This window comes from Sporosarcina sp. Y1004 (genome assembly GCF_057669665.1).
Map to the genome: position 1 here is coordinate 1 of NZ_JBYHFQ010000056.1, position 1,672 is coordinate 1,672.

A 1,672-nucleotide genomic window follows, 5' to 3' on the forward strand; every position below is an offset into this window, starting at 1 on the left:
ATCAAACAAGGAGGACTTCTTTATGCAGTTTAAATGCAATGAAAAAATTAATCAAGTGACAGAACATACACTCGTTGTCGGTATGGATATTGCCAAGCGTGTTCATTATGCGTGCTTTGTCGATGAACGAGGGCGTGTGATTGAAAAAGCCTTTGCGGTACATCAATCAAAAGAAGGCTTTGAAAGTTTGTATGAAAAGATTCGTCAAACGATGAAGGAAGCTAAGAAAACAGACGTTATCGTTGGAATTGAGCCAACAGGCCACTATTGGATGAACTTGGCTTATTTCTTAGATAACTATGGCATTCCACTCGTCATGGTGAATCCAATGCACGTCAAACGTTCGAAGGAATTGGACGATAATTTACAAACAAAGAACGACAAAAAAGATGCGTTGGTCATCGCACGCTTATTGAAAGATGGTCGTTTTAGCTATCCACGTTTGTTAAAAGAGGTAGACGCTGAACTGCGTATTGGTTCTACTCTCCGTTCAAAGTTAACGGAAGATTTAGCGAGTATTAAAAATCGAATCATCCGTTGGCTTGATCGTTATTTTCCAGAGTTTACTCAAGTCTTTCCGTCTTTTGGAAAGATGGCGCTGGCCGCCTTGGAAGTGACGCCATTTCCACAGGATATTAAAGGGAAAACAGCTGAGGAATTGGTCTTTCTATACCGTGAGGTAGAGGGGATGAGGACGCCACAGTTACCTAAAGCAAAGCTTCTCATTGAAGCATCGACTAAATCGATTGGACTGACAGAAGGAGAACAGATGGCCCGACATGAAATCGCCACGCTCCTACGTCAGTATCGCTTATTAGAATCCGAAATTGCATCTGTGAACAGTCAATTAGCCGAAATGGCACAAACAACAATGGAATATGAGTTACTCACTTCCGTACCTGGTTTAGGAGATGCGACGATTGTTGATTTACTTTCAGAAGTAGGAAGCTTTTCACTTTATGAAAATCCACGCCAACTTATCAAACTAGCGGGATTAACATTACGTGAAAACTCGTCTGGTCAACATAAGGGACAAAAACATATTTCGAAACGAGGACGGAAGAAACTCAGGTATATTCTTTTCAAAGTAATGGTGCCACTCATTCGTCATAACGAAGCGTTTAAACGGCTTCATGAATACTACACCACTCGCCAACAAAATCCCTTGCGTGGGAAGCAGTCGATGGTAGTTCTCTGTGGTAAATTACTGAAGATATTACATGGTATTTGCAAAAAGAAAGTCTGTTTTAACGAACAATATATGATGAAAGATCTCCACTGTCTCTCAGAGACAGCGTAAACATTTCTTAACAGCGAGAGCTATACCAGAAGGATGACACGGAGAAGCCAGCAAAATAACTAAACTAAGACTATGAGTCCCTGGGGCAGCTTAGCAGGCCTCTGCCTTATGAATAGACCGAACGAAGGAATGTAAGCGCATTGACGCTAAGAGACATGGGAGGGTACGTCGTCATAAGTATCGCAGAGATCCATTGTGCATCACATATTGGATGAAAAAGCTAATTATTTCCATTAGTTTTAGCGAAGCATACGCTCTATTTGGTAATAAAAACAAGAAATTCAAGACTCTGTTTATGAAATGCGTGAAAAATATTTATTCTACATCATGAAGTAGTGTAAGCCGTTGATACATCAATGTTTATAGAGGGAG

The 1,672-nt window shown here is 40.6% G+C and carries 1 protein-coding gene; it reads left to right on the top strand.

What is annotated here, in order from left to right; translation table 11 throughout:
• Nucleotides 1-22 precede the first annotated feature (22 nt).
• Complete coding sequence (locus AC25Y6_RS19565; RefSeq protein WP_488144200.1) at nucleotides 23-1,300, top strand: IS110 family RNA-guided transposase; 1,278 nt, start codon at nucleotides 23-25, stop codon at nucleotides 1,298-1,300.
• Nucleotides 1,301-1,672: the final 372 nt, after the last annotated feature.